This is a genomic window from Notoacmeibacter marinus (genome assembly GCF_002238045.1).
Classification (GTDB): Bacteria; Pseudomonadota; Alphaproteobacteria; order Rhizobiales; family Rhizobiaceae; genus Notoacmeibacter; species Notoacmeibacter marinus.
This window is the reverse complement of the sequence record NZ_NBYO01000002.1, coordinates 458,024-482,651: the sequence shown is the minus strand read 5'-3', so window position 1 is coordinate 482,651 and position 24,628 is coordinate 458,024. Positions and strand designations below refer to the sequence as shown.

22 protein-coding genes are annotated in these 24,628 nt (G+C 58.8%); 14 read left to right on the top strand and 8 right to left on the bottom strand.

The window, feature by feature from the left end; genetic code table 11:
* The first annotated feature begins 107 nt into the window (after positions 1-107).
* The 6 genes from B7H23_RS10450 to B7H23_RS10425 all read left to right on the top strand — a co-directional run bounded on the left by B7H23_RS10450 (position 108) and on the right by B7H23_RS10425 (position 6,152).
* The gene (locus tag B7H23_RS10450) at positions 108-1,142 is read left to right on the top strand and encodes a glycosyltransferase family 2 protein (RefSeq protein ID WP_158215817.1); all 1,035 of its coding nucleotides are present in this window, start codon (positions 108-110) and stop codon (positions 1,140-1,142) included.
* A 2-nt stretch (positions 1,143-1,144) separates the two neighbouring features.
* Positions 1,145-2,014: a glycosyltransferase family 2 protein gene (locus tag B7H23_RS10445; protein WP_094077348.1), complete on the top strand. Its 870-nt coding sequence runs from the start codon at positions 1,145-1,147 to the stop codon at positions 2,012-2,014.
* On the top strand, positions 2,011-3,033 hold the full coding sequence (locus B7H23_RS10440) for a glycosyltransferase (protein WP_094077347.1): 1,023 nt from the start codon (positions 2,011-2,013) through the stop codon (positions 3,031-3,033). The genes B7H23_RS10445 and B7H23_RS10440 overlap by 4 nt, the downstream gene beginning before the upstream one ends.
* Positions 3,033-4,127: a glycosyltransferase family 4 protein gene (locus tag B7H23_RS10435; RefSeq protein ID WP_094077346.1), complete on the top strand. Its 1,095-nt coding sequence runs from the start codon at positions 3,033-3,035 to the stop codon at positions 4,125-4,127. The genes B7H23_RS10440 and B7H23_RS10435 overlap by 1 nt, the downstream gene beginning before the upstream one ends.
* Before the next feature lie 96 nt (positions 4,128-4,223).
* On the top strand, positions 4,224-5,210 hold the full coding sequence (trxB, locus tag B7H23_RS10430) for a thioredoxin-disulfide reductase (RefSeq protein ID WP_094077345.1): 987 nt from the start codon (positions 4,224-4,226) through the stop codon (positions 5,208-5,210).
* A gap of 45 nt (positions 5,211-5,255) precedes the next feature.
* The gene (locus tag B7H23_RS10425) at positions 5,256-6,152 is read left to right on the top strand and encodes a LysR family transcriptional regulator (protein ID WP_094077730.1); all 897 of its coding nucleotides are present in this window, start codon (positions 5,256-5,258) and stop codon (positions 6,150-6,152) included.
* A gap of 18 nt (positions 6,153-6,170) precedes the next feature.
* Here B7H23_RS10425 and B7H23_RS10420 read toward each other — a convergent pair whose 3' ends face one another.
* From B7H23_RS10420 to B7H23_RS10410, 3 genes are all read right to left on the bottom strand, one after another.
* A complete protein-coding gene (locus B7H23_RS10420) occupies positions 6,171-7,406 on the bottom strand; it encodes a sensor domain-containing phosphodiesterase (protein ID WP_094077344.1) in 1,236 nt (411 codons plus the stop codon).
* 88 nt (positions 7,407-7,494) lie between these two features.
* Positions 7,495-7,731 carry a hypothetical protein gene (locus B7H23_RS10415; RefSeq protein ID WP_240535058.1) on the bottom strand — a complete coding sequence of 79 codons (237 nt, stop codon included), beginning with the start codon at positions 7,729-7,731 and terminating at the stop codon, positions 7,495-7,497.
* A 60-nt stretch (positions 7,732-7,791) separates the two neighbouring features.
* On the bottom strand, positions 7,792-8,994 hold the full coding sequence (locus tag B7H23_RS10410) for a pyridoxal phosphate-dependent aminotransferase (protein WP_094077343.1): 1,203 nt from the start codon (positions 8,992-8,994) through the stop codon (positions 7,792-7,794).
* Between the two features lie 197 nt (positions 8,995-9,191).
* Here B7H23_RS10410 and B7H23_RS10405 point away from each other — a divergent pair, with 197 nt between their 5' ends.
* The gene (locus B7H23_RS10405; RefSeq protein ID WP_143534759.1) at positions 9,192-9,836 is read left to right on the top strand and encodes a glutathione S-transferase family protein; all 645 of its coding nucleotides are present in this window, start codon (positions 9,192-9,194) and stop codon (positions 9,834-9,836) included.
* Between the two features lie 130 nt (positions 9,837-9,966).
* On the top strand, positions 9,967-10,296 hold the full coding sequence (locus B7H23_RS10400; protein ID WP_094077341.1) for a hypothetical protein: 330 nt from the start codon (positions 9,967-9,969) through the stop codon (positions 10,294-10,296).
* Positions 10,297-10,324: 28 nt separating this feature from the next.
* Here B7H23_RS10400 and carB read toward each other — a convergent pair whose 3' ends face one another.
* Entirely contained in the window at positions 10,325-13,813 is a 3,489-nt protein-coding gene (carB, locus tag B7H23_RS10395) for a carbamoyl-phosphate synthase large subunit (protein WP_094077340.1), read from the bottom strand.
* A 267-nt stretch (positions 13,814-14,080) separates the two neighbouring features.
* Here carB and ypfJ point away from each other — a divergent pair, with 267 nt between their 5' ends.
* Both ypfJ and B7H23_RS10385 read left to right on the top strand, forming a co-directional pair.
* Entirely contained in the window at positions 14,081-15,007 is a 927-nt protein-coding gene (gene ypfJ, locus B7H23_RS10390; RefSeq protein WP_094077339.1) for a KPN_02809 family neutral zinc metallopeptidase, read from the top strand.
* A gap of 95 nt (positions 15,008-15,102) precedes the next feature.
* Entirely contained in the window at positions 15,103-15,777 is a 675-nt protein-coding gene (locus B7H23_RS10385) for a glutathione S-transferase family protein (protein WP_094077338.1), read from the top strand.
* A gap of 6 nt (positions 15,778-15,783) precedes the next feature.
* On the opposite strand, the gene B7H23_RS10380 is transcribed toward B7H23_RS10385, so the two are convergent.
* Complete coding sequence (locus tag B7H23_RS10380) at positions 15,784-16,269, bottom strand: YbaK/EbsC family protein (RefSeq protein ID WP_094077337.1); 486 nt, start codon at positions 16,267-16,269, stop codon at positions 15,784-15,786.
* Between the two features lie 116 nt (positions 16,270-16,385).
* On the opposite strand from B7H23_RS10380, the gene B7H23_RS10375 reads away from it, so the two are divergent.
* The gene (locus tag B7H23_RS10375) at positions 16,386-16,919 is read left to right on the top strand and encodes a DUF2937 family protein (RefSeq protein WP_158215816.1); all 534 of its coding nucleotides are present in this window, start codon (positions 16,386-16,388) and stop codon (positions 16,917-16,919) included.
* 21 nt (positions 16,920-16,940) lie between these two features.
* Here the strand turns inward: B7H23_RS10375 and carA are convergent, their stop codons facing one another.
* The gene (carA, locus tag B7H23_RS10370; RefSeq protein WP_094077335.1) at positions 16,941-18,128 is read right to left on the bottom strand and encodes a glutamine-hydrolyzing carbamoyl-phosphate synthase small subunit; all 1,188 of its coding nucleotides are present in this window, start codon (positions 18,126-18,128) and stop codon (positions 16,941-16,943) included.
* Positions 18,129-18,478: 350 nt separating this feature from the next.
* On the opposite strand from carA, the gene B7H23_RS10365 reads away from it, so the two are divergent.
* The gene (locus B7H23_RS10365) at positions 18,479-18,928 is read left to right on the top strand and encodes a GatB/YqeY domain-containing protein (RefSeq protein WP_094077334.1); all 450 of its coding nucleotides are present in this window, start codon (positions 18,479-18,481) and stop codon (positions 18,926-18,928) included.
* A gap of 77 nt (positions 18,929-19,005) precedes the next feature.
* Here B7H23_RS10365 and B7H23_RS10360 read toward each other — a convergent pair whose 3' ends face one another.
* Together B7H23_RS10360 and B7H23_RS10355 are read right to left on the bottom strand one after the other, a co-directional pair.
* Positions 19,006-19,722, bottom strand: a complete 717-nt coding sequence (locus tag B7H23_RS10360) for an LrgB family protein (RefSeq protein ID WP_094077333.1) — start codon at positions 19,720-19,722, stop codon at positions 19,006-19,008.
* Positions 19,719-20,102: a CidA/LrgA family protein gene (locus tag B7H23_RS10355; RefSeq protein WP_094077332.1), complete on the bottom strand. Its 384-nt coding sequence runs from the start codon at positions 20,100-20,102 to the stop codon at positions 19,719-19,721. The genes B7H23_RS10360 and B7H23_RS10355 overlap by 4 nt, the downstream gene beginning before the upstream one ends.
* A gap of 188 nt (positions 20,103-20,290) precedes the next feature.
* On the opposite strand from B7H23_RS10355, the gene dnaG reads away from it, so the two are divergent.
* The gene (gene dnaG, locus B7H23_RS10350) at positions 20,291-22,231 is read left to right on the top strand and encodes a DNA primase (protein ID WP_094077331.1); all 1,941 of its coding nucleotides are present in this window, start codon (positions 20,291-20,293) and stop codon (positions 22,229-22,231) included.
* Between the two features lie 352 nt (positions 22,232-22,583).
* Complete coding sequence (gene rpoD / locus B7H23_RS10345; protein ID WP_094077330.1) at positions 22,584-24,626, top strand: RNA polymerase sigma factor RpoD; 2,043 nt, start codon at positions 22,584-22,586, stop codon at positions 24,624-24,626.
* Positions 24,627-24,628 lie beyond the last annotated feature (2 nt).

Genomic DNA, 24,628 nt, shown 5'->3' with positions numbered 1-24,628 from the left:
TGCTATAGTATCACCGCTGCGAAGGGGTAGGCTCGTCTTCCTGCGATGACTGGACACCGTCTCCGCCCGTCGTGTTATGCCGAATGGAAATGATCGAGACGCCCGACATGACACGACATTTTTTCTATCCGTTCACGGAATCGCAGCCTACGCAGAGGAACGATCATCGGTCCGAGATCGCAGATTACGCATCGGCCTTCTGGCGCCGCCGCAAAAACAGCGTCCGCGCCAAACTGCAGCAGGTGTCGGGCGCGGGGCCTTGGGCCTGCCCGGACGACGCGTTAATCTGCGTTCTCGTCTGTCGAAACGAGCGCCGCTTCCTGCCTTCTCTTCTCAAGCACTATCGTGGATTGGGTGTCGACCGCTTCGTTGTGGTCGACGATCAGTCGGATGACGGTACCCCCGATTATCTGGCGGCCGAGAGCGATGTGGATCTTTGGCGATCCGAAAAGCGGTTTGCCGAGAGCGCTCGCGGCAAAATCTGGCGTGAGCGTTTGATGGCATTATACGGCTTTGGCCGCTGGTACATCAATATCGACAGCGATGAGTACCTTGTCCCGCCATGCGCCGGGATCACGGCACTGACAGACTATCTGCGCGTACTGAAAGAAAAGGGCGTTTGCCGCGTTGCGGCGCCTATGATCGATCTATACCCGGAAGGGGCCTTGTCAGAGGCAATATTCGACGGAAGAGATGGTCGTATGCCTTGGGAGATCGCACCGCTTTTCGACGCAGAGGGCTATTCGGGAATTTTCGAGGATAGCGGCGCCATTCTGCGCGGCGGCGTGCGCCAGCGTGTGTTCGGGACCGACATGCACCTGATGAAATACCCGCTTATATTCTGGGATCGCAGCTGCACACTCGGAGCATCAATTCATTGGCCTACACCGACGAGCCGGAATGTAACCAGCGAATGGGGCATCCTTCTGCATTTCAAGGTCTTCTCAGATATGGACGAACGGGCGGAGGCGATCATAGAAAACGGCCAGCACATGAACGACGCCGCCGTTTACAAGACCATTCGGGCTCATCTGAAGGACGAAGACGAACCTGTGCTGCATTACGACGGTAGCGTTCCCTTTTCCGGTCCCGCCGATCTACGCAGACGTGGCTTTCTGCAGAGCATTGTGACAAAGAACTGACAATGCGTGACGTTGCCGTGCTTCCCCTGTCAGCCTTTATCATCTGCAAAGATGAAGCCGGTTATCTTGGCGACTGCATCGAGAGTCTGACAAGTTGCGCGGAGATTGTCATCGTCGACTCCGGATCGATCGACGGGACGCTCGACCTGATTGAAAGCTACATAGCCCAAGATTTCCCTATTCGCCTCATAGAGCGAGGCTGGCCCGGCTATGCCGCGCAGAAGCAGTTCGCGCTAGAGCAGTGCACCCAGCCATGGTGCCTCAATATCGACGCGGATGAACGGCTCGACCGAGCGTTCGTCGAAGCGCTGCCGGCTCTACTCGACGCGCCGGATCATGTCGTCGGCTGGAAGATCGCTCGGCGACCGTTTCTGATTGGCTACGGCTATACGCCCGAACGGGCGCATGAGCGACGCAATCTTCGACTGATCCGCAAAGAGCGTGGGGCGTACGATCTTTCACTGAAGGTGCATGAGGGCATCGTGCCGGACGGCGAGGTTCGGCCATCGAAGAGAGGCAGCCTCCTCCATTTCCGCCCCTTGCCGCTCGACGAGCAGATCCTCAAGGAAAACAAGTATTCGTCGCTAAAGGCGGATATGCAGATGGAGAAAGGGCGCGAGCCCTGCTTGATCAAGTTGCTCTTCAGTCCGGCGACCTATTTTCTGCGCCTCTACTTTCGCACGGGCCTTTGGCGCTGTGGAGTGCCGGGCCTGATCCAGGCGATGACCGGCGCGGCCTATTCCTTCATGACCGAGGCCAAGAAATTCGAGCGGACGGCACTTCGCAATGGTCCGCCAGTCGAGACCGGATCGGAAATCTGGTGGCGTTCACCGCAGGCCGATCCAAACGAAACGACAAAGGACAAGGTGTGAAGGTCTTTCACTTTCATTTTGGCAAGGATGGCGGCGCGGAGCGGTTCTTCACCCATCTGGTCGGCGGACTGGCGGAGAGAGGCATCGAACAGACGGCGGTGATCCGTCCGAAACGCTTGTGGAAGCCGTCCATCGCACCTCACGCCACGATCATCGAAAGCCATTTTCGGGATCTTTCGATCGACAAGCTGCTGTTGCCGACCCGCATGAAATACCGGGTCGCGCGCGAGAAGCCGGACGCGGTGCTGGCCTGGATGCCAAAGGGCGCCAAGCTGATGCCGGACGATCCGAACACGCACAAGATCGCGCGACTTGGGGACTACCCCCTGCGGCTGAAGTATTTCGACCGGATCGACACGCTGGTCTGCAATGCACCCGGCATCGCGGAGCGGGTTCGCGACCTAGGCTGGGAACGCAATGTCGAAGTCATCACCAATTTTACGCCGGTCGAGCGTGTCGCGCCGGTCGATCGCGCGGTCTATGGCGCGGGTCCGGATGATTTCGTGGTATCGACAATGGGGAGGTTTGTGCCACGCAAGGGCTTCGCCGTTCTGATCGATGCGGCAGCACTGACGCCATCCATGCATTTGTGGATCATGGGCGATGGAGAACTGGCCGACGAATTGAAGGCGCAGGCCAAACAGCGCGGTGTCGAAGATCGGGTACGGTTTCTCGGCTGGCAAGCCGATACGCGCCCCTTTGTCGCGGCCAGTAATGCTTTTGCCATGGCGTCCAGCCACGAACCGCTTGGTAATGTGGCGCTGGAGGCCTGGGCGCAGGGCAAACCGGTCGTCTCCACCAGGTCGGAGGGGCCGTCCTGGTTCATGACCGATGAAAGTGATGCGTTGATGGTCGAGATCGGCGATACGGAGGGCTTTGCCGAAGCCTTTCGCCGTCTGCAGCAAGAGGATGGCCTGGCGGAACGCATCGCGGCTGGTGGTGTCGCTACCTTGACTGAGCGCTTTTCCAAAGACGCGATCTGCGATCAATATATCCGGCTTTTTCAGAAGAAACCCTGATGCCGCCCGACGTTCCTTTCGACGATACCGTCTCTTCCGAGCCGTTGCTGGCCGTTGCTCCAAATCTCAAAATGCGGCTCTCGGGCGTTACAGCGACCATTGCCAGACTGGTGCCACTTCAGGCAAGGCAAGCGCCGGTTGCGGCGTTTGGCGCAGGGCTGCCGGCAGGCGTGCCGCGGATCGGTGCGATACGACTTCTGCGCGAAGGTTATCGAACGCGCGACGGTCGGCCGGTTCTCCACGCCCGGCGCAATACCGAAATGCTGCTCGGTCTCGTTTTGCGCGATCTGCTTCGGGGCCGCTGGAAACTGCTGTTCACCTCGGCCTCCCAGAGGCAACATACACGCTGGAGCCGTTTTCTCATTTCCCGGATGGATCATGTCATTGCCACGTCGGCGGCAGGACAGGCTTATCTGAAAGCGCCGTCCGATGTCGTTCACCACGGCATCGATATTGTCGATTTTGCGCCTCCGGAGAGCCGCTCAGTGGTTCGTCAAGTACTCGGCCTGCCCGACCGGCCGACGATCGGCTGTTTCGGGCGTATTCGCCACCAGAAAGGTACAGACGTCTTCGTCAAGTCCATGATCGCACTTCTTGCCGAACGGCCGGCGTGGCAGGCGGTTGTGTTAGGCCGGGCAACGGAAGCGCATGAAGCGTTCTTGAGCGAATTGAAACGTCGGATCGACCTGGCCGGCTTGTCGGATCGTGTTCTCTTTCCGATCGAAGTACCGGTCGATGCGGTGCCGCAATGGTACAAAGCCTTGGATCTTTTCGTTGCACCGCAGCGGTGGGAGGGATTTGGTCTGACCGTTCTGGAAGCCCTTTCGACCGGCGTACCCACCGTCGCAACCCGCGTCGGCGCTTTTCCCGAACTGATCGCACAGAACGAAACAGGGTTTCTCATCGAGCCAGGAAATGAGAATGCCATGATTGGCCCGCTAGCACGTCTCATGGATGATGATAGCATGCGCGTAGCGATGGGCACGGCTGCCAGAACCTATGCCGAAAAGCATTTTTCGATTGAGAGGGAGGTTGAAACCCTCTTGTCCATTTACCGCCGGCTGAGCAATGAATCGTGGGTTTTGCGCGACTGACCTTGCGGTGGCCCAACCCCGTTGCTTATCTGCCGATAGTTCGCCGTTTTGCAAATTGAAGTTTTTGACCGGCCGCGTCGTCTCAGGAGAACATCCATGTCAGCGTCCCCCAAACATACGAGCGTTCTTGTTATCGGGTCCGGACCGGCCGGGTATACCGCAGCCATCTATGCTGCGCGCGCGCTTTTGAAGCCTGTCCTGATCGCCGGGCTCGAGCAGGGCGGCCAACTGATGATCACGACCGATGTAGAGAACTATCCGGGGTTTGCCGATCCGATCATGGGTCCGCAACTAATGGATCAGATGCGACAACAGGCCGAGAATGTCGGCTCGGAACTCGTCTCCGACATCGTGACGGACGTCAATCTCGATGTGCGCCCGTTCCGTGTAAGCTGCGATAGCGGCGCGGTCTGGACTGCGGACTCACTCATCATCGCGACCGGCGCTCAGGCCAAATGGCTCGGTCTTCCCAGTGAGGAAAAATTCAAGGGTTTTGGCATTTCGGCCTGCGCCACATGTGACGGGTTCTTTTACCGCGGAAAGCATGTGATGGTGATTGGCGGAGGAAATTCCGCCGTCGAGGAGGCGCTTTATCTGTCCAACATCGCCGAAAAGGTGACGGTCGTTCATCGGCGTGATGCATTCCGGGCCGAACGGATTTTGCAGGACCGACTGTTCAAGAAAGACAATGTCGAAATCCTCTGGGACACGGCAGTCGACGAGTTTCTCGGTACGGCAGCCAAACCGCCGCTCCCCGCCTCCCTTACCAGCGTTCGCCTCAAGAACACCAAATCCGGTGAGAAAAGCGAAATGGATATCGACGGTGCTTTTGTTGCCATCGGTCATGCTCCTGCCGTAACGCTCTTCGAAGGCAAGCTGAAGCAGAAGCCAAACGGTTATCTCTGGACGGAACAGGATTCGACGAAAACTTCGGTGCCTGGCGTTTTTGCGGCAGGGGATGTGACCGACGATATCTACCGGCAGGCGGTCACGGCAGCTGGGCTGGGTTGCATGGCGGCGTTGGAGTCGGAGCGCTATCTGGCGGGCATTGCGTCGGAGACAGAGGTTCAGGCCGCCGAATAGGCCACAACGCGGCGTCCATTGGATCGGCTGCAGGAGGAGGAGACGATGCCGGTCGATTGGGACAAATTGCGGGTTTTTCACGCGGCGGCGCAGGCCGGCTCGTTTACCCATGCGGCCGATACGCTCAATTTGTCGCAATCGGCGATCAGCCGACAAGTCAGCGCTCTGGAGCACGAGATAGGCGTTTCACTGTTCAATCGCCACGCTCGGGGACTGGTTCTCACCGAAGCCGGCGAAACGCTGTTCAAGACAGCGCAGGAGGTCCTGCTGAAGCTGGAAACCGTTCGTTCCAGCTTGACGGAATCTAAAGACAAACCCAGCGGCACGCTACGTGTCACCACCACGGTCGGGCTCGGAACCGGTTGGTTGGCGAAGCGCGTCGACGAGTTCATGAACCAGTATACGGATGTGCAGCTACAGCTTCTTTTCTCCAATGAGGAGTTGGATCTAACGATGCGCGAAGCCGATTGCGCAATTCGTCTTCGTCAGCCACAGCAGCCCGATCTCATTCAGCGCAAGCTCTTCACTGTGCATTTTCATTTCTGGGCGTCCGAGGATTATATTCGGCGAAACGGTCAGCCGCAGAGCCTCGAAGCCCTGAAGGGCCATCGTCTAATCACTTTCGGCGAGCCAGTGATTGCCTATCTGCGCAATCTGAACTGGCTTGAAACGGTGGAACTGTCAGATGGTGAGCATCTTCAGGCCAGCCTTCAGATGAACGACCTGAATTCGATCCGTAGCGCTGTTAAGCGCGGTCTAGGTATCGCTATGCTGCCAGACTACATCGTCGATCGCGATTCTGGCTTTGTTCACATTCTGCCGGAGGTCGAAGTTCCGACGTTCGACACGTTCTTCGTCTATTCCGAAGCCATGCGGAACCAGGCCAAACTGGAGGCCTTTCGCGATTTCATCTTCGCCAAGGCGCGCAGGTGGAACTTCTAATCGTGTGTTGATGCGCCTTCAACCTGCTTTGAGTTCGGCGGCGCTTTGGAGTTGGTCGTCAAAAGCCTCTAGCGTTGCGGGTCTGCCTAGCAACCATCCCTGTCCGAGATGAATGCCAACGGTTTTTAGCGCTTTCAATTCATTTTCAGTTTCGATCCCTTCTGCAACGATGACTGATTTGGACTGGTTGGCAAAATTGACGAGTGCGCTAGCCAGGGAGTGGCGCCTCTCGTGGCGGTCTATTTCCGTGACGAGCGAACGATCCAGCTTGATAATGTCAGGAGACAGGCTGACGATCTGCGCCAGGCCCGAATAGCCGGTTCCGACGTCATCGATCGCCAGCCGCACGCCCTTGAAACGAAGATTTTGAATTTCTCTCAACAGTATCTCACCGCTTTTGGCGACGGCCCGCTCGGTCAGTTCGACAACGATCCGTTCCGCCGGATAATCAGCTAGAACGTCAGCAAGTTTTCCCGACGAGATTGTTTCAGCCGCGGCGTTGACGGCGATATAGACCTCATCCGGAAGTTGCTGAAGGGCTGCAAGCGCAGCTTCGATTGCTGCGATTTCCAACTCTATTCCCAAACCGACCGACTCCGCTTCGTCGAACCAGATATCAGGCGGGCGGTAAGGCTCTGAATGAAAGCGGGCCAATGCTTCAAAACCAGCTGTCACGCCGGCGTCCAAGTTAAGGATCGGCTGATAGACCATATGAAATCCATTGTCGGTCAGGGCAGCCTGTGTGCGTGAGACGATCTCGTCACGCTTCTGACGCTCGGTGATCGCCTCGTTGATCTGGCCGGACGACAATTCGGCGAACATCTGCATGATTTTCAAATCGCGATCGTTGAGCGAAGTGTTTCTGCGGGAGCTTAGGCAGCAGAACATGCCGTAAACGCTGCCATCAGTGCGATAAATCGGCACACTGACATGACTGTTGATCGGCATGGCAGCCGTGATGGGCATTGCCGCCGCCAAGGGTTCAAGCATGACGTCCGGCATGAGATTCGGGAGGCGTCCCTCCAGAATGTGCTCGCAATAGACCTGATCGAGGGGGATGGAATCGTTTTCCCCGACCGGAATGGTCGTATCACCGCTGTCAATTGCACGGAAAACCGACTGTCCGTCCACGATTTCGGAAAGATAGGCGACTTCCATACCAAGATGTTCGCGCACGGCCTTCAACGAACGTCGGATAATCAAGTCGGGATCAATGTTCTGTTCGTCTTTCAGAAGTTCTCGAAGCTTTTCCACGCCGCTTCCCCCCTACAGTTCGCGAAAACCATAGCAAGGACACTTTAACTGTCCCTAAAGCGGCCTGGGAGCTCGGCCAAGGCGAGATTCAGCGGCCGCAGCCGATCTCCGCCATGATCGCCTGAACCTCGGCGCGGCTTGAGCAGACATTCTCGCAGGGAATGCCGTCATTATCGCCGTCGGCGCGTGCGTGTCGTCCGGCGCACCAGTTTTCGACCGCCTGCCGGCAATTCGCATAATCCGTGCAGCGCGCAGCCAACGCCGATGCCGGCGCGAACGCTACCGACAAGGCGAGCATCGGGATCAGATTGCCTATAGTCTTCATCGCTACCCTCCGTGAAGAGAGGATAGCGACAAGTTTCCTAGCCGCCAATAACCGGGCGCTTTATTTGCAGTTGCCGCAGAAACGCTGAATGCGGGTGCAGGCTTCCGTCAGTGCTTCTTCGCTGGTCGCGTAGCTGATCCGGAAGTTCGGACCAAGGCCGAATGCCGAGCCATGAACGACGGCAACGCCTTCGGCATCGAGCAGTTCGGTAACGAAATCCTCGTCGGTCTCGATCACCTTGCCGGACGGCGCTGTCTTTCCAATCAGTCCAGCGCAGGACGGGTAGACATAAAATGCCCCCTCCGGCGTTGGACAGGTCAGGCCGTTCGCTTGATTCAGCATCGAGACGACCAGATCCCGTCGACCCTGGAAGATTGCCTTGTTTTTCTCGATGAAATCCTGCGGACCGGTGAGCGCTTCGACAGCGGCCCACTGGCTGATCGAGGCCGGTCCCGACGTCTGCTGGCTCTGGATCGTCTCCATCGCTTTGACGAGGCTCTTGGGTCCCGCTGCATAGCCAATCCGCCACCCGGTCATGGAATAGGCTTTCGATACACCGTTCATGGTGAGGGTCCGGTCCTTGAGGCCCGGTTCGACTTGCGCAGGCGTATGGTAGACAAAGCCGCGATAGACAAGGTGTTCATACATGTCGTCGGTCAGCACCCAGATATTGGGATGCCGCATCAGCACATCGGTCAGCGCCTTGATCTCATCCTTGGTGTAAGCTGCGCCGGAAGGGTTCGATGGCGAGTTGAAAACCAGCCATTTGGTCTTGCCGGTGATCGCAGCTTCTAGGGCTTCGGGCCGAAGTTTGAAGTTGTCTTCCAGATGGGTCTCCGGAAAAACAGATTCGCCACCGCAGATGGCGACCATCTCCGGATAGGACACCCAGTACGGCGCCGGAATGATCACTTCGTCGCCGGGGTTGAGAGTCGCCATGAAGGCGTTGAACAGGATCTGCTTGCCGCCGGTTCCGACAATCACCTGTTGCCAATCGTAGTCCAGCCCGTTCTCGCGGCTGAACTTTTCAGCGATAGCCTTGCGTAGTTCGGGAATGCCGGCGACGGGTGTGTACTTGGTTTCACCTCGATCGATCGCAGCTTTCGCCGCGTCTTTGATATTGTCCGGCGTGTCGAAATCTGGCTCGCCAGCACCCAGGCTGATCACGTCGCGCCCCTGTGCTTTCAGTTCGCGCGCTTTTTGTGCAACCGCGATGGTTGCTGAGGGCTGCACACGTGAAAGAATATCGGCGAGAAATGCCATGGTAAATCAGGCTCCGTGAACTGGTGTCGGTTTGTAAGCTGACCGTTAGACGCAGGTCCCCGCTCCCATAGCCCCGCTGGCTATTGCGGGCAAGCCGATTGCTCGGGAGCAATCTGTATGGGTGACAGCAAAGGCATTGACCTCAAATGCTTCTCGGCTCGAAATATTGCCAATAGACCAGAAGGGGTGATTAGGCTGTGCTGTCTCTCTATTCCATGCCGAGTTCAGGTAATTCTCACAAGGTCCGCCTGCTTTTTAGAAAGCTCGGCATTGAATACCGGCATGTTGCCGCCGAGTATGGAAGCGGTGTCACAACTCGGCCGGAGTTCTTGCGAAAAAACCCCCATGGCCGCGTTCCTCTGGTGGAATGGGACGACGGTCGCATCCTATCGGAAAGCAACGCGATCCTCTTCCATTTCGGTGATGGCACGAAGTTCACGCCATCCGATCCGTTTTTGCGCTCCAAAATGCTGGAATGGATGTTCTGGGAACAGAATTCGCACGAAGCGTCGGTCGCTGTTCGCGCGGCTATTCTTAATTACGCCCATCGTGAAGCGGAACGCCGCACCGAAGTGCTCGATCCACTCTTTGACGCCGGTCAGCGCAATTTGGCTCGAATGAACGCGCAGTTGGAAACGACACCGTTTCTCGTGGGTGACGACATCACGCTGGCTGACATTTGCCTCTATCCCTATACGGCAACTGCCGAGAGCCGGGGCGGGTTCGATCTTTCCGAGATGCAGGCGGTAATTACGTGGCTCGCCCGGGTCGAAGCCGATCCGGGCCACGTTGCGCTGGAATGGCTGCCAGAACGGTCGCAGAACGGGCCCGGTTCAGGCTGATATTTGTTGGCCCGCACTTGATCGTGCCCCAAATGGGCTAGAATGCTAGAACGTGTGAAGAAGGGATGATCCTAGCGGGCGACGCGCCGGCATCGCCGATAGCGCCGGTCCAAGGTTGAGGTGATTCCTTATGAGAACTCTTTCGATCGTCGCGCTTTCAACTGCGGCCATCACGGCCGGCGCGCAATCCGCCTTCGCGGACCCCCGCATCGACATCGATGGCGAAAGCTGCCGCGAGGTACGGCGCATCGTGGCGGATACCGGCGCGGCGATCCTTCGCTACTCATCACGCCAATCCGACCGGATACTGTACGACCGGTTCGTTGCCAGCAGCTACTTCTGCCAGCCGGGTGAGGAAGCCTTGCCGGAGACCGTTTTCCGGCGCGAAGGAACCTGCCGGCTGCTGACCTGCCAAGTGCCTGACCATCAGAATCGATTCAGGCCCTGGATCATTCGCTAAGTTTGCTGATCCGGCGGGATGCCGAAGGTCAGTTGACGTAATCCTGCAGCGGACGAACCTCTAGATTGCCGGCGCGCAACGCAGCGATGGCGAGCGAAGCGGCTTCGGCTCCGGCCAGTGTCGTGTAATAGGGTGTCTTCTGCAGCAGGGCTGCGCGGCGCATCGATTTGGAATCGCTCACGGCCTTGGCGCCATCCGTGGTGTTGATAACCAGTTGAACCTGCCGGTTGCGGATCGCATCCTCGATATGCGGACGGCCTTCCAGCACCTTGTTGATCTTGGTCGTCTCAACGCCGTTGGCGTTTAGAAAACGGGCTGTGCCCGTCGTGGCTATGATCTCGAAGCCGCTCTCATTCAGCCGGCGGATGGCCGACAGAACCCGGTCCTTGTCTTCATCGCGCACGGAAACAAACACCGTGCCGCTGCGCGGCAGTTCCACGCCAGCACCGAGTTGGCTCTTCGCGAAAGCCAGAGCGTAGTCGCGGTCTAGGCCCATGACCTCGCCGGTAGAACGCATTTCCGGACCGAGCAGCGTGTCGACGCCGGGGAACCGAGCAAAAGGGAATACCGCTTCCTTCACCGCAATATGGTCCAGCGCATTCAAATCCGGTTTGTCGCCATAATCGGCGAACGCCTCGTCCAACGTTTCGCCAGCCATGATGCGCGCGGCGATCTTGGCGATAGGACGGCCGATCGTCTTGGCGACGAAGGGAACGGTTCGTGAGGCGCGAGGGTTCACTTCCAGAATAAAGACCGTGCCGTTCTTGATGGCGTATTGCACATTCATCAGACCGCCGACCTTGAGAGCGCGAGCCAGCGCCGCTGTCTGCTTTTCCAGTTCGCCGACGGTGTCTTCGCCAAGGGAGTGAACGGGTAGCGAGCAGGCGCTATCGCCGGAGTGAATGCCGGCTTCCTCGATATGTTCCAGAATACCGGATACGTAGACATTTTCGCCGTCGCACAGGCAGTCGACATCGACTTCGATAGCGCCAGCGAGATAGGTGTCGAACAGGAGTGGGTTTTTGCCGAGTAGGGTGTTGATCTGGCCGGTCTTGTCGTTCGGGTAGCGGGCCTTGATATCTTCGGGCACCAGTTCGGGAACAGTATCCAGCAAGTAGCTCTGCAACCCGCCTTCGTCCCGTATGATCTGCATGGCCCGGCCGCCCAGAACATATGACGGACGGACGACGAGCGGATAGCCGAGATCGCCAGCGACGAGGCGCGCCTGCTCGACCGAATAGGCAATTCCGTTCTTTGGCTGGGTCAAATCGAGTTTAACGAGCAGTTTTTGGAACCGGTCGCGATCTTCAGCAAGGTCGATCGCATCCGGGCTCGTGCCCAGAATGGGAATGCCGTTGCGCTCCAGCGCGTCGGCCAACTTCAGCGGCGTCTGCCCGCCGAACTGGACGATGACGCCGTGAAGGGTGCCGGCTTGCTGTTCGGCACGCAGAACTTCAAGCACGTCTTCAGCCGTGAGCGGTTCGAAATAGAGCCGGTCGGACGTGTCGTAATCGGTCGAAACCGTTTCCGGATTGCAGTTGACCATGATCGTCTCATAGCCGGCATCCGCCAATGCAAAGGCTGCATGGCAGCAGCAATAGTCGAATTCGATGCCTTGGCCGATCCGGTTCGGCCCGCCGCCCAGAATGACCACCTTCTTGCGATCCGAAACCTCGGCTTCGCTTGCCGGCTGACCAGCGAAGGGCCGCTCATAAGTCGAATACATGTAGGCGGTGGGGGAGGCGAACTCCGCCGCGCAGGTATCGATGCGCTTGAAGACCGGATGGACGCTGAGCCGTTCACGCAGCGCCTTGACGTTGTTCTCGTCCTGCCCTGTCAAACTTGCCAAACGAGCATCGGAAAATCCCATCGCCTTCAACATGTGAAGGTTGTCGGCGTCATCCGGCAGGCCGTGGTCGCGGATCTTCGCTTCCATATCGACAATCGCCTTCATCTGCCGAAGGAACCAGGGGTCGATGCCCGATGCCTCGTAGATGGCTTCGAGGCTCATATTGTGACGCATGGCCTGGGCGACGTGCCGCAAACGATCGGGCGTAGCCTTGCGGACAGCTGCAATCAACGCATTCTTGTCGTCGTCGTCACCAACCATGCCGGGAATTTCGATCTCGTCGAGACCGGTCAAGCCGGTTTCGAGGCCACGCAACGCCTTCTGCAGCGATTCCTGGAAGTTCCGGCCGATAGCCATGACTTCGCCGACGCTCTTCATCGCCGTGGTCAGGTTCGGCCTGGCGCCAGGAAATTTTTCGAAAGCAAAGCGCGGGATCTTCGTCACGACATAATCGATGGACGGCTCGAAGCTTGCCGGCGTCGCCCCGCCAGTAATGTCATTCTCCAGCTCGTCGAGCGTGTAGCCGACGGCCAATCGCGCGGCGACCTTGGCGATCGGAAATCCGGTGGCCTTGGACGCCAGAGCCGAAGAACGCGAAACGCGTGGGTTCATCTCGATGACAACGAGCCGGCCTGTCTGCGGGTTCACGGCGAACTGGACGTTCGAGCCGCCAGTTTCGACCCCGATCTCGCGGAGCACCGCAATCGAGGCGTTCCGCATGATCTGATATTCCTTGTCGGTCAGCGTCAGCGCCGGCGCGACCGTAATTGAATCACCCGTATGCACACCCATCGGGTCGACATTCTCGATGGAGCAAATGATGATGCAATTGTCCGCCCGGTCGCGGACAACCTCCATCTCATACTCTTTCCAACCGAGAACACTCTCATCGATCAACACTTCGGTGGTGGGTGAAGCGTCCAAGCCCTGCTGAACGATCTTGTTGAATTCTTCTTCATTGTAGGCGATGCCGCCACCGGTGCCGCCCAGCGTAAAGGATGGGCGGATGATGGCCGGCAGACCGATGTTTTCCAAGGCGATCGCGGACTGGGCCATGGCATGACGCATGTAGCGTTGCTTGCGGTCGCCCTCGCCACGGTTCCATTCCGCTTCCAGCTCGTCCAGCGCCGCGTCGAGCTCGTCGCCTGAAAGTGCCTGGCGCAGTTCGGCACGCCGCTTTTCGTGGCTCTCGCGGTCAGCGTCCTTCACTTCCGTTGCATTGACCAACATGGAGCGCGGCGTTTCCAGCCCGATCCGGTCCATCGCCTCGCGGAAGAGCTTCCGGTCCTCCGCCTTGTCGATCGCTTCGGCGTTAGCACCGATCATCTCGACCCCATAGCGTTCCAGAACGCCCATCCGCTTGAGCGAGAGCGCAGTGTTCAATGCGGTCTGACCGCCCATGGTCGGCAAAATGGCGTCCGGCCGTTCCTTGGCGACGATCTTGCTGACGACTTCAGGCGTGATCGGCTCGATATAGGTGGCGTCGGCCAGCTCCGGATCGGTCATGATCGTGGCTGGATTGGAGTTGACCAGAATGACGCGGTAACCCTCGGCTTTCAGGGCCTTGCAGGCCTGAGTTCCAGAGTAGTCGAACTCGCAGGCCTGACCGATGATGATGGGTCCCGCGCCGACCACGAGAATGGACTTAATATCTGTACGTTTCGGCATAATCGGTTCCGTTTGTCTGCGCGCGAAAGCGCGGGCGGGAAGTCCCGTCCGGGCAGCGAGGTCGTGTTGAAGGCTAAGTGGGGCTTATAGGCACAAAGAACTGTTTCGAACACCCCCGAAATCAGGTTCCCGTCCCGAATCCGCACGCGCTTTCCGGTGGCATGATCATAGATGGAGAGTAAGCCACTGAACATTTCCTAGAAGCCGGCCCCAATGCGCCTATAACCTCTCAGGACGATCAGACGCGATCAGACCGGAGAACGCATCATGCGCTGGAGAGGCCGCCGAGGCAGTAGCAATATCGAAGATCGCCGCGGCAGCGGCGGCGGATTTGGCGGCGGGATTGGGCGTGGTCGGCGTATGCGTATTCCCGGTGGCATACCCATCGGCGGGCGGGGCGGGCTTTCCATCGGTACGATCGTCATCCTGGTCGTCGTCTTCTTCGTGCTTCAAATGTGCGGGGTGCCGGTCGGCGACATGCTTTCGGGCGGCTCCGGCGGTTCGGCCGGTTTTCCGCAAACCCAGAGCCAAACGCGCCCGGCCGATGACGGCGCGAGCGACGAAATGCGCCAGTTCGTTTCCGTCGTCCTGGCAGAAACGGAAGATGTCTGGAACGGCATTTTTGAACAGCAGGGCAATGATTACCAGGAACCGACCCTTGTCCTGTTTTCGGGCGCTACGCAGGCTGCTTGCGGCTTTGCCAGTTCGGCGAGCGGTCCCTTCTATTGTCCGGCGGATCAGAAAATCTATCTCGATACCACCTTCTTCCAGACGCTCTCGCAGCGGTTCAACGCGGCCGGCGACTTTGCTGCGGCCTATGTCATCGCTCACGAGGTTGGCCACCACGTCCAGAACCTTATCGGTGTGCTGCCGAAGTTCAATGCAGCACGTCAAAGCATGAGCCAGCGTGACGCCAATGCGATGAGTGTGCGGATCGAACTCATGGCGGATTGTTTTGCCGGGGTGTGGGCCTACTACACTGATCAGAAAGGTCTTCTGGAACAGGGTGACATAGAGGAAGCGTTGAATGCAGCCGAGCAAATCGGCGACGATACGCTGCAGAAGCGGACGCAAGGCTATGTCGTGCCGGAAAGCTTCAACCACGGCACAAGCGAGCAACGTCGGACCTGGTTCGCCAAGGGGTTCGAGAGCGGCCGGATGAACAGCTGCAATACGCTGAACAATCCGGTCTGATGCATGCCGCCGCTTCGACCGCGTCGTGAGCGGGCCGTTGGCTATTGGCTAATGGCTCGCCACAGAACCTTTCCCTGGATACGGAATAACCAAACATGATCACCGTTCACTATCTTGAACATTCGCGTGCGCACCGCGTGCTCTGGCTGCTGGAAGAGCTGGGCCTAGCTTACGAGTTGAAAAGATATGAGCGGCGGCCGGACATGCTGGCGCCACGCAGCCTCAAAGAGGTTCACCCGCTCGGTAAGTCGCCAGTTATCGAGGACGATGGCGTCATCGTCGCCGAAAGCGGCGCCATCACTGAATATCTGGTGAGGAAGTATGATGGCGAAGGCGTTCTGAAGCCGTCGGATGAAGAGAACTTCCGCCGCTATACCTACTGGCTGCATTATGCCGAAGGGTCGGCCATGCCTGTTCTTCTGCTCAAGCTGATCTTTTCGGTTCTGCCGGAACGGACGCCGTTTCTGGTCAAGCCAGTGGCAAAAGCAATCTGCAAGGGCGCCACTGACAAACTGATCGATCCGCAAGTTAAAGATCATGTCGCCTTTTGGGAAACAGAGTTGCAGCGCGACGGTTATTTCGCCGGATCGGCTTTTTCCGCTGCCGACATCATGATGAGTTTTCCCGTCGAGGCCGGGATCGATCGTATCGAATATGACGGCGAGACCGGTGCTATTTCGCAGTGGATGGAGGCCATTCGTTCGCGGCCGGCCTATCAGCGAGCGCTGGAACGGGGCGGGGCTTACCGTTTTTCCCAATCCAGCGCCTGATCGTCTTCAGCTTACGGCCGCCTTTTCAGCGCCGGTGGCATTGCAGAGCACGTCCGGGGCGATCGGGAAGACATGGTGGGGTGTTCCGGCAGCCGCCCAGACCGTCTCGAACCGAAAGAGCGATTCGTCCATCAGATATCGGAGCGGATGGTTGCTGCCGAAGGGCGAGACGCCGCCGATCGCGAAGCCTGTCGTCTCGCGAACGAAATCCGCATCGGGCCGCCTGATTTTCTCGCCGATCAGCTGTGCGACAGCCTTCTCGTCGACGCGGCCATCACCGGCCATCATCACAATAAGTGCCTTGCCACTCTGCTTGCCCTGAAACACCAGCGTCTTGACGATCTGCCCAACATCCGCACCGACCGCCTCGGCGGCTTCCTGTGCGGAACGCGCCGATTTATCGGTTTTTACGATGGCGATCTCGACGCCGCGGGCTTGCGCGTCTTCTGCCACCTTGCGCACCGCTTTCGGTAGCAATTCGGGCTCCGTCATGACTTCCCTCCCTCAAATTCCGTTCCGGTTCATCGCAGCCCACTGGCTGGAAAGAAAGGCTTTTCTCTTGCCGCCAAGCCGCTATGGTCTGCGCGGTTTGCCATGGGAAAGCACCAATGCTCTATCGCAGTTTCTGGCTCGCGGCGGCTCTCGCCGCCGGCGTTACGGCTTCGCAGGCGCCCGAATACGCCCAGCAATACCGCCAGCGTCTCGGCGGTGCGCTAGAGGAATTGCGGGCCGTAATCGCCGATTTCGACCGTGATGCCCGCGAAAACGGTCTGTCGCGGGATGAGGCACTGGCCTCTTACGACCGCTCGGACGAACAGTTTCTGAATGCGCGAGGTGGCTCTATTCGCGAAACGCTGACAAGGCTCGAACGTCTGGAAACGCAGTCGGCCGCCTTTGCCGAGCAGCCATCGCTCGCTTGGCCGCTGATCGTCGCCCGCGATCCCGATCCGCGCCTGTCCGAGGGCGCATTGCGCGATTTCCGGCCGGCAGTCCCCGTCACGTCGGACGGGTTTGTCTATGCAGGAGCGGGCGGGCTTCTGATCGCGTTTCTGCTATCGCTGCTTCATCGGATCAGCCGGCCTCTGCGCGGCAAGCCGATGTTCGGCTCGCGCCGGGCGGCGATAGCCCATCGCCGCCGCTAGGAGGTTGCGGCGTGGCCCGCCTCAGGCGGCGACACCCGCCTTGTGTTCGCGAATTCTGTCGGCGAAGCGCTGGAACAGGTAATAGCTGTCCTGCGGACCGGGCGAGGCTTCGGGGTGATGCTGGACCGAGAAGACGGGCTTGCCCTTGAGCGCCAGGCCGCAATTGGTGCCGTCGAAAAGCGAGACATGGGTCGCTTCGACATCGTCCGGCAATGAGTCGGTATCGACGGCGAAACCGTGATTCATCGAAACGATCTCGACCTTGCCGGTCGTATGGTCCTTGACCGGATGGTTCGCGCCATGGTGGCCCTGGTGCATTTTCACCGTCTTGGCGCCGACCGCCAGGGCCAGCATCTGATGGCCCAGGCAGATACCGAAAATCGGAAGGCCACTATCGATCAGTGCGCGGATCACCGGTACGGAATAATTGCCGGTCGCGGACGGGTCGCCCGGTCCGTTAGACAGAAAGATGCCATCGGGCTTGAGCGCCAGAATATCGTCGGCGCTGCTACTGGCCGGCACCACCGTTACCTTGGCGCCGAGACCGGCCAGTAGCCGCAGGATGTTGCGCTTGACGCCGAAATCGACCGCGACGATATGCAGTTCGGCATTTTCACCGGCACCGCCATATCCCTCATCCCAAACCCATGGCCGTTCGGACCATTCGCGGCGTTCGGCCGTGGTGGCGTCCTTCGCCATATCGGCACCGACGATGCCGGACCAATTCGCGGCGCGCTTCCTGAGCGCATCGAGATCGAACCGGCCCTCCGGGTCGTGCGCGATAACGGCGTTCGGCATGCCATGTTCGCGGATCATCGCTGTCAGCGCGCGCGTGTCGATGCCGGAGAGGCCAATGATGCCGCGTTCCTTCAGCCAGTCGTCGAAGTGATCGCTCGAGCGGTAGTTGGACGGATCGGTGATGTCGGCGCGCATGATGGCGCCGACGGCCCGTTGCGGTTTTTCAGGATCGAGATCTTCGATATCTTCGCTGTTGGCCCCGACATTGCCGATATGGGGAAAGGTGAAGGTAACGATCTGGCCGGCGTAAGAGGGGTCTGTCAGGATCTCCTCATAACCGGTCAGCGCGGTATTGAAGCAGACTTCACCTTCAACGGCACCTGTCGCACCGCATCCTCGGCCTTCGATCACCGTGCCATCCGCCAGAACCATAACTGCCGTCGGCTTCGATGCTTTCCAGGCCGTGGACATGACACTCTCCCTTGATGTTTGGCAATGGCGCACGTGACCGGCGTCTAACGTGCATTCGCGGCAGTGCGTAACCATATATAGGCGGCCGAAACAAGATCAGAGCGGCTCTTGCGACCGTAAATCGGCTCAATGCCCGCATCCGATGTTCAATTCGAAGACCACCGGGAAACCTGCGTCCACTTTGAACGTTCTAGAATGGGTAGGTTATCGATCCGCTTGCGTGTGGAGCAGGAAAAATGACAACATGGTCCGATTATGGCGGAGCAATGGCTGTGGACAATGGACAGGATTTGCCCATGACGCAGACTGAGTCTAAAACACGCCGAGGTTCAACGGGGCACATCATATCCATGCGGGATCAGATCGGCGCGGCATTGAATGAAGCCGTGCAGAAGGAGAGGCGAAGCCGCGCCTGTATGTTGCGGCTCATCCAGACCGCGATCAATGATCGCGATGTGGCAAACCGGGCCGAAGGCAAGGACCCGATCTCGGACGCGGAGATCGGCGATATGCTTTTGAAAATGATTCATCAGCGTGAAGCATCCGCTGCCGAATACGAGGCCAGCGGGCGGCTATCCGAGGCGGAGGAAGAACGCGAGGAAATTCAGATCGTCCGCGATCTTCTGCCGCGCCAGCTTGACGAGAACGACACGCGGCGCGCCTGCGCTCAGGTGATCGAAGAAGTGGATGCTGGCGGTCTGCGCGATGTTGGGCGTTGCATGAATGCGCTTAAGCAGAAATTTCCCGGACAGATGGATTTCGGCCAGGCGTCCGGTATCGTCAAAACCATGTTGCGCTAGAGCATTTCGGAAGCCGGTAAGGGGGAGCGCTTCTCGACCTGCCAAGCTGACGGTATCTAGCGCAGCTTGAACGCTGATCAACCGATCAGAAGCCAGATAATCGGCACCAGGATCGCGGTTGCCAGCGCGTTGAGTCCCATCGCCAATCCCGAAAACGCCCCCTGAATATCGTTGTCTTCCAATGCACGGGCCGTTCCGATGCCGCCTGCCGCCGTTCCGAGCGCGACCCCGCGTGCCGTATCGCTTCTGATGCGAATGAGGTCGAGAAGCGCTGGTCCCAGCGCAGCACCTATAATGCCGGTCAGGATCACCAGAACCGCCGTCAACGACGGCAAGCCTCCGATCCGTTCCGCAACGGCCATGGCAATTGGCGTCGTCACGGATTTTGGAGCGGCCGTCGCCACGATATCTCTTCCAGCACCCAACAAAGCGGTAACGCCAATCGCGCTGACGGCTGCGGTTATCGCACCGCTGAGAATCGCGGCCAGAAGCGGAAACGCCGCTTGTTTGACACGGTTGAACTGCCGGTAGAGCGGGATCGCCAGCGCCACTGTCGCTGGTCCGAGCAAAAAATGAACGAACTGCGCGCCTTCGAAGTAAGTTTCGTATGAAGTACCTGTCAGCAAAAGCAGGCCGCCTAGAACCAGTATCGTCAGCAGAACAGGGTTGAGAAGCGATACCCGGCCGCTTCGCTCGTATGCCGCCTCCGCGACAGCATAGGCCGCAAGAGTGATCGTCAGGTGCAGCAGGGGGCTCGCGGCCAGATAGACCCAGATCGTCTCGACCGGGTTCATGGCTGAATATTCCCACCAGCCGGTCCTTCTTCCGGACTTCCACTGTCGGTCCTATCCAGCCATTTCACCAGAAGAGCGCTTACAATAATCGTCAGTAGCGTCGGCACAACGATTGCCGTGGCCAGAGGCAGCAAGCTGCTACGCAGGGCGCCGAGATGTGTAATGACGCCGACCCCGGCAGGTACGAAAAGAAGGGAGAGGTAGGATAGAAGCGTGCCGCCGACGCGCTCCAGATTGTCGCCTATCCTGCCGCGAACGAGTAGAACAACAAACAGAAGAACCATGCCAAGCACAGGGCCGGGAACAGGCAAGCCACCGGCGGCGGCAATGGTTTCTCCAACGAGCTGGCAAATCAGTATGGCCGTCAGTGCATGCAGCATCGATGCGTTCCATTCTTGTGTGTTCGGGTTCGGACTTTGTCACAGACATACCGCAAAATCGGAGGACTGTCGGAGCGAAGCTGTGGAATGCGGGCACCGGCGCTGTTGCACTTTGCACAGTTTGCTTCGGCACTGTAGCTAGAAGGTTTGCGATAGACAGCTATGGAAATCTGCGGGATCGGAGCGTGATGCGTTTTTCACCGAGCTTTCTTGATGAAATTCGGGACCGGGTGCCGATTTCCTCGGTCATCGGCCAGCGCGTGACGTTCGACCGGAAGAAAAGCAATCCGGGCAAGGGCGATCACTGGGCCTGCTGTCCGTTTCATGGCGAGAAGACGCCGAGCTTTCACTGCGAAGACCGCAAGGGCCGCTATCACTGTTTCGGATGCGGCGTATCCGGCGATCATTTCCGCTTCCTTACCGAACTGGATGGGATGCCGTTTCCCGAGGCGGTGGAGCGGATCGCTGAAATGGCCGGAGTGCCAATGCCGGCGCCCGATCCGCAGGCGGCGGCACGCGAGGAGAAGCGGGCGACGCTTTCCGATGTCATGGCAATGGCGGCGGCCTTCTACCAGCAGCAATTGCAGGGTGGGCAGGGTGCTCACGCCAGAGCCTATCTGCGCGAACGCGGCCTCGGTTCTGCCGTGCAGGCCCGGTTCGGCATGGGCTACGCACCCGACAGCCGAAATGCGCTGAAACTGCATCTAGCTGACCAGGGCGTCGATCAGGCGGCCATGGCAGCCTGCGGGCTTGTGGTTTCGGGTGAGGATATTGCAGTTTCTTACGATCGGTTCCGAGACCGCATCATGTTCCCGATCGAAGACACGCGCGGTCGCGTGATTGCCTTTGGCGGGCGGGCCATGAAGCCGGACGCGCTGGCCAAATATCTGAATTCGCCGGAAACGGACCTTTTCCACAAGAGCCGCGTGTTGTTCAATCACGGTCCGGCGCGCAAAGCCGCGCAAAATGCGCACACCGTCATCGCGGTCGAGGGTTATGTGGACGTGATTGCGCTCGCCCAGGCGGGGATCGAACATGCCGTGGCGCCGCTGGGCACGGCGCTCACCGAAGAACAACTTGATCTCTTGTGGCGGATAACGGGCGAGCCGATCCTGTGCTTCGATGGCGACGAGGCGGGGCGCAAGGCAGCCTATCGCGCGGCGGATATGGTTCTGCCGAAGATTGCGGCGGGTCGCTCGCTTCGCTTCGCGCTTCTGCCTGACGGCAAGGATCCGGATGATCTGATTCGCAGCGATGGCGTGGACGCTCTGAAGACGGAACTTGCCCGCGCCCTGCCGCTTGCCGACATTATCTTCATGAGGGAAACCGCCGGCGGTGCATTCACGACGCCGGAACGTCGCGCCGAACTGGAACGCAGCCTGTTTTCGCAGGTTGGGCGTATTGGCGACGAGACCGTCCGGCGGTTTTACGGGCAGGATATGCGCCGTCGGCTCAACTCGCTCTTCGGCGGTTCCAGCCGTTCGGGTGGGAGTGGCGGCAGCCAGTCTCAGGAACGACGATTCGGTAAACGCGGCAGCGATGTTGTCCAGAGAACCTCTCGATTGACCGTGTCGGACAGCTTGGCCCGTTCCCGTCTTCTGGCACGGCGTGGCGCTTCGATGGGGGTTCGGGAAGCCGCTATCGTCATGATTTTGGTCACACACCCCTTACTGGTCGGCGAGTATTTCGAAGCATTGGAACGGCTTGATCTCGGTCACGACGAACTGACTTCCCTTCTCTCTGCGCTGATGGAAGGGCTTGCGACGGGTGATTCTTCCGACGATGGCGAGGCCGCCCGCCAATCCCTCATCGAACGGGGCCTTGGCGATATTCTCGCTCAAACCGAAGAACTTGTGCGGCGTGCCCGGTTCTGGCCGGCAGAAGCGGATGCGGCGTTGGACGACGCTCGAGAAGCATTTCGCCAGGCGCTCCACTTGCACCAGGTTTCCCGATCCCTAAATAGGGAGCTGCGTGACGCGGAAGCCGAATTGGGCCGCGACCCGACCGACGCCAATTACCGGCATTTTCTTGAAATACAACGCCGGTTCCGCGACGCGAGAGCGACCGAGGCGCTGCTCGATGGTTTCGGATTGCAATCGGGCCGTGGCAAGGCGCAGGTGGAAAGCTAGGGCATTCTTCCTATCGGTCGGGGAATTTCTTGGAAAATGCCAATCGTTCAGGCTTGTCTTGCCCATCGGACGCCCAACGTAACAATTATGATTCGCGTTGTGTGACTTCGAATGATATGGCGCGGTCCTATCGATGTCCTGCCACGACTGTCCCGGATGCTTCGCAGAGCTTCCGGAACGGATCTCTTTGGCGGATAAGCAAGGTTAAGCACGCGTTAATCGTGGGTTGCTAGAGGCCGGGCCGGCTCTAGTTTCCGCGTGACGTATTCGGGCGACGTGCCGACAAGACATAGAATTGAACCGTTTCGTTAGCTGTTCGTTACGAAATGGTCAGAGGTCCGGAGAAGCATGTATGGCAACGAAGGCGAAGGAAGACGTCGAAGCCGAGCGGGAGAGCGCCACTGATGGCCCCTTGCTCGATCTTTCCGATGCCGCCGTCAAGAAGATGATCAAAGCCGCCAAGCAGCGCGGCTATGTCACCATGGATCAGCTTAATTCGGTTCTGCCGAGTGAGGAAGTCACGTCCGAGCAGATCGAAGACACGATGAGTATGTTGTCCGATATGGGCATAACCGTGGTGGAAGAAGGCGAAGAGGACGAGCAGGAAGCGCCGGCGGAAGACGATGCCGAGCAGAACGCCGATCCTAAGGCCAATGGCCGTGCGGTCGCCAAGCCAGCCGGCGGCGCTGTCAGCACTGGCAATACGCGCTCATCATCTGACCGGACTGACGATCCTGTGCGCATGTATCTGCGTGAAATGGGATCGGTAGAACTCCTGTCGCGCGAGGGCGAGATCGCTATTGCCAAGCGCATTGAGGCCGGTCGCGAGACCATGATTGCGGGCCTGTGCGAAAGCCCGCTCACCTTTCAGGCGCTGATCATCTGGCGCGACGAACTGAACGAAGGCGACATTTTGCTGCGCGAGATCATCGATCTCGAAGCGACCTATGCCGGGCCAGAGGCCAAGAAGGTCAACGTTCCGACGCCAGAAGAGATCGAACAACAGAAAAAAGAGCGCGAAGCCAAAGAAAAGGCAGCGCGCCAGCCGCGGCGCCGCAGCGACGACATCACCGATGTCGGAGGCGAAGGTCACGCCGAGGAGGAAGAAGAGGAAGAGGACGAACAGAACCTTTCTCTGGCCGCCATGGAAGCGGAACTGCGCCCTCAGGTGATGGAGACGCTGGACGATATCGCCACGCGCTATGCCGAATTGCGCAAATTGCAGGATCAGCAGGTCGAAAACCGGTTGGCCGCTTCTGGCGCGCTAACCGACAAAGAAAAGAAAGAAATCAAGGCGCTCAAGGATCGGGTGATCAAATCGGTCAAGAGCCTGGCTCTGAACAATGCCCGTATCGAGGCGCTTGTCGAGCAGCTTTACGACATCAACAAGCGGCTGGTGCGGCAGGAGGGTCAGCTTCTGCGTCTTGGCGAAAGCCATGGCGTGACGCGTGAGGATTTCCTGAAGAATTACTACGGTCACGAACTCGATCCCAACTGGCTCGAGGCGATGGCGATCAAGGGCGGCAAGGGCTGGGACAAATTCGCCGCCGATAAGCGAAAGGCGGAGCGTCTCCGCACAGAGATCCAGGTTCTCGCGCAGGAAACCGGTATTTCGATTTCCGAGTTTCGCCGGATCGTCAATCAGGTGCAGAAGGGCGAGCGCGAAGCAGCCATTGCCAAGAAGGAAATGGTCGAGGCCAATTTGCGGCTCGTGATCTCCATCGCCAAGAAATACACCAATCGCGGCCTGCAGTTCCTCGACCTTATCCAGGAGGGCAATATCGGCTTGATGAAGGCGGTCGACAAATTCGAGTATCGTCGCGGCTACAAGTTCTCCACCTATGCGACTTGGTGGATTCGCCAGGCGATCACCCGCTCGATTGCCGACCAGGCTCGTACCATCCGTATTCCGGTCCACATGATCGAGACGATCAACAAGATCGTCCGTACCAGCCGGCAGATGCTGCACGAGATCGGCCGCGAGCCGACGCCGGAAGAACTGGCCGAAAAGCTTGCCATGCCGCTCGACAAGGTGCGCAAGGTTTTGAAGATCGCCAAAGAGCCGATCAGCCTGGAGACGCCTGTGGGTGACGAAGACGATTCGCATCTCGGCGACTTCATCGAAGACAAGAACGCCGTGCTGCCGATTGAGGCTGCCATTCAGGCCAATCTTCGCGAGACGACCACCCGCGTGCTGGCTTCGCTGACACCGCGCGAGGAGCGCGTTCTACGTATGCGGTTCGGCATTGGCATGAATACCGACCACACGCTGGAAGAGGTCGGTCAGCAGTTTTCGGTCACGCGTGAGCGTATCCGCCAGATCGAGGCCAAGGCGTTACGCAAGCTCAAGCATCCGAGCCGCAGCCGCAAGCTGCGCAGCTTCCTCGATCAATGATC

Coding starts and splice junctions, on each gene's coding strand:
- trxB (WP_094077345.1), top strand. CDS start 4,224: ATGTCAGCGTCCCCCAAACATACGAGCGTTCTTGTTATCGGGTCCGGA.
- B7H23_RS10380 (WP_094077337.1), bottom strand. CDS start 16,269: ATGACGGAGCCCGAATTGCTACCGAAAGCGGTGCGCAAGGTGGCAGAA.
- B7H23_RS10385 (WP_094077338.1), top strand. CDS start 15,103: ATGATCACCGTTCACTATCTTGAACATTCGCGTGCGCACCGCGTGCTC.
- B7H23_RS10375 (WP_158215816.1), top strand. CDS start 16,386: ATGCTCTATCGCAGTTTCTGGCTCGCGGCGGCTCTCGCCGCCGGCGTT.
- B7H23_RS10410 (WP_094077343.1), bottom strand. CDS start 8,994: ATGGCATTTCTCGCCGATATTCTTTCACGTGTGCAGCCCTCAGCAACC.
- B7H23_RS10415 (WP_240535058.1), bottom strand. CDS start 7,731: ATGAAGACTATAGGCAATCTGATCCCGATGCTCGCCTTGTCGGTAGCG.
- B7H23_RS10450 (WP_158215817.1), top strand. CDS start 108: ATGACACGACATTTTTTCTATCCGTTCACGGAATCGCAGCCTACGCAG.
- carB (WP_094077340.1), bottom strand. CDS start 13,813: ATGCCGAAACGTACAGATATTAAGTCCATTCTCGTGGTCGGCGCGGGA.
- ypfJ (WP_094077339.1), top strand. CDS start 14,081: ATGCGCTGGAGAGGCCGCCGAGGCAGTAGCAATATCGAAGATCGCCGC.
- B7H23_RS10445 (WP_094077348.1), top strand. CDS start 1,145: ATGCGTGACGTTGCCGTGCTTCCCCTGTCAGCCTTTATCATCTGCAAA.
- B7H23_RS10365 (WP_094077334.1), top strand. CDS start 18,479: ATGCGGGATCAGATCGGCGCGGCATTGAATGAAGCCGTGCAGAAGGAG.
- rpoD (WP_094077330.1), top strand. CDS start 22,584: ATGGCAACGAAGGCGAAGGAAGACGTCGAAGCCGAGCGGGAGAGCGCC.
- B7H23_RS10355 (WP_094077332.1), bottom strand. CDS start 20,102: ATGCTGCATGCACTGACGGCCATACTGATTTGCCAGCTCGTTGGAGAA.
- B7H23_RS10400 (WP_094077341.1), top strand. CDS start 9,967: ATGAGAACTCTTTCGATCGTCGCGCTTTCAACTGCGGCCATCACGGCC.
- carA (WP_094077335.1), bottom strand. CDS start 18,128: ATGTCCACGGCCTGGAAAGCATCGAAGCCGACGGCAGTTATGGTTCTG.
- B7H23_RS10425 (WP_094077730.1), top strand. CDS start 5,256: ATGCCGGTCGATTGGGACAAATTGCGGGTTTTTCACGCGGCGGCGCAG.
- B7H23_RS10360 (WP_094077333.1), bottom strand. CDS start 19,722: ATGAACCCGGTCGAGACGATCTGGGTCTATCTGGCCGCGAGCCCCCTG.
- dnaG (WP_094077331.1), top strand. CDS start 20,291: ATGCGTTTTTCACCGAGCTTTCTTGATGAAATTCGGGACCGGGTGCCG.
- B7H23_RS10435 (WP_094077346.1), top strand. CDS start 3,033: ATGCCGCCCGACGTTCCTTTCGACGATACCGTCTCTTCCGAGCCGTTG.